Genomic DNA, 2234 nt, shown 5'->3' with positions numbered 1-2234 from the left:
CGCCTTCCCTCAACAGCTGGACGGGCACAAAAACACGGGGCCGGCGTCAATGCCGGCCCCGCTGCTGCTGCCACCCGTCCTTGCGGCCAGGTGCAGTCTCGATGCTGCCTTACTTCCTGGACGGAGCGGCCGTGCCGTTACCCTTGAAGTACTTGAAGAATTCCGAACTCGGATCGACCACCATCACGTCGCCCTTGTCCTTGAACGTGGCGCGGTAAGCTTCCAGGCTACGGTAAAACTTGTAGAACTCCGGATTCCGGCCAAACGCTTCCGCATACACCTGCGATGCCTTGGCATCGCCCTCGCCGCGGATCTTCTCGGCTTCGCGGTACGCTTCGGCCAGGATCACCGTGCGCTGCTTGTCGGCGTCGGCGCGGATCTTCTCGGAGTCGGCCGAACCGGTCGAACGCAGCTCGTTGGCCACGCGCACGCGCTCGGACTTCATGCGCTCGTACACGGAGTTGTTGATCTGCTCGACGTAATCGACGCGTTTCAGGCGCACATCGACGATGCCTACGCCGATGGCCTCGGCCTCGGCCGCCACCTTGGCCTTGATCGCCTGCATCACCTTGCCACGCTCGCCCGAGATCACTTCGCGCACCGTGCGCTTGGTGATTTCATCGTTCAGGGCGGCCTTGACGATTTGCGACATGCGGTTGCGGGCGCGGCTTTCATCGCCGCCGAAGCTGCGGAAATAGGTCTTCGGATTGACGATGCGCCACTTCACGTACGCGTCGACGAGGATGTTCTTCTTCTCGGCCGTGATAAAGCGTTCCGGTTCCGGCGTATCGAGCGTCAGGATGCGCTTGTCCAGGTAGATGACGTTCTGGAACGGCGGCGGCAGCTTGAAGTACAAGCCTGGCTTGCTGATCTCGTCCTTGACTTCACCGAGGGCGAAGACGATGGCGTATTTACGCTGATCGACGACAAACACGGTCGAGGAAAGGAGCATGATCGCGATAAAGCCCGCGATCAGGGCGGCAACGATACGGTTCATTAGCGGCTCTCCCGTTCACGCGAAGAGCGGCTGTCACGGCGCTGATTGACTTCTACTGTCGGCATGGCTTCCTGTGGCAAAACGGTGTTGGCTGCGGGTGTCGCGGCAGCACGGGCGGCAGCAGCGGCAGCATCGGTGGCAGCCGTCTGGGCGATCAGCTTGTCGAGCGGCAGATACAGCAGATTGCTGCCCGTCTTGGCATCAACCATGACCTTGCTGGCACTGCTGAACACTTGCTGCATCGTTTCCAGATACATGCGGTCGCGCGTGACGGCCGGCGCCTTCTGGTACTCGACCAGCACCTGCTTGAAGCGCGACGCGTTACCTTCGGAGTTCTCGGTCACCATGGCCCGGTAGGCCTCGGCTTCCTGCACCAGGCGGAATGCTGCGCCGCGTGCTTTTGGAATGACGTCATTGGCGTAAGCCTGGCCTTCATTCTTCTGGCGCTCACGGTCCTGGCCTGCCTTGACGGCATCGTCGAAGGCGGCTTGCACCTGCTCCGGCGGCTGCACGGCCTGCATCGTCACGTTGTTAATCAACACGCCAGCCTTGTAATCTTCAAGAATCTGCTGCATCAATTTCTGCGTGTCGAAGGCCACTTTTTCGCGGCCTTCATACAGCACGAAGTCCATCTTGCTGCGGCCGACCACTTCGCGGATCGCCGTCTCGGCGACCTGGCGCAAGGTGTCTTCCTGGTCGCGCAGGCTGAACAGCCATTCCACGGGATCTTTCAAGGTGTACTGCACCGCGAACTGGATATCGATGATGTTTTCATCGTCCGTCAGCATCAGCGACTCGCTGGCCTGCTTGTTGCGCAGCGACGTGCGATACCCGACTTCCACCGTGCGCACTTGCGACACGTTGACGGTTTCATCGGTCTGGAACGGATACGGCCAGCGCCAGTTGAGACCGGCCGGCGCCGTGCGCGTGTATTGGCCAAACGTCAGCACCACGCCGCTCTGGCCCTCTTGCACGATGAAGGCGCCGCTGGCGAGCCAGATGAAGACGGCGATCACGCCGACCACGCCGGCGGTGATGCCGGCGCCCTTCATGTCAGGACGCGGGCCGCTGCCGCCGCCGTTGTTATTGCCGCCGTTGTCGGGACGGTTCTTCTGTCCGAAAAAGGCGTTCAGGCGCTGATTGAAATCGCGCCACAACTGATCGAGGTCCGGCGGACCTTCGCCGGGCTTTTTGCCTTCTTGGGCTTTCTTGCCGTCGTCCTTGCGATTGCCCCAGC

Annotated in this window: 2 protein-coding genes; both read right to left on the bottom strand. The window is 61.4% G+C overall.

Features of this window, described 5'->3' with window-relative positions:
* Window positions 1-109: 109 nt before the first annotated feature.
* On the bottom strand, window positions 110-997 hold the full coding sequence (hflC, locus tag ASN89_RS25440) for a protease modulator HflC (RefSeq protein ID WP_058051202.1): 888 nt from the start codon (window positions 995-997) through the stop codon (window positions 110-112).
* Window positions 997-2234, bottom strand: a 1238-nt coding sequence (gene hflK / locus ASN89_RS25435) for an FtsH protease activity modulator HflK (protein WP_058051201.1), incomplete at its 5' end; no start/stop codon positions are given. The genes hflK and hflC, both read right to left, overlap by 1 nt.

Source organism: Janthinobacterium sp. Ant5-2-1, from assembly GCF_001445815.1.
GTDB lineage: Bacteria > Pseudomonadota > Gammaproteobacteria > Burkholderiales > Burkholderiaceae_D > Janthinobacterium > Janthinobacterium lividum_E.
Note: the sequence above shows the minus strand (reverse complement) of the source record. Positions and strands in the feature narration are given on the sequence as shown.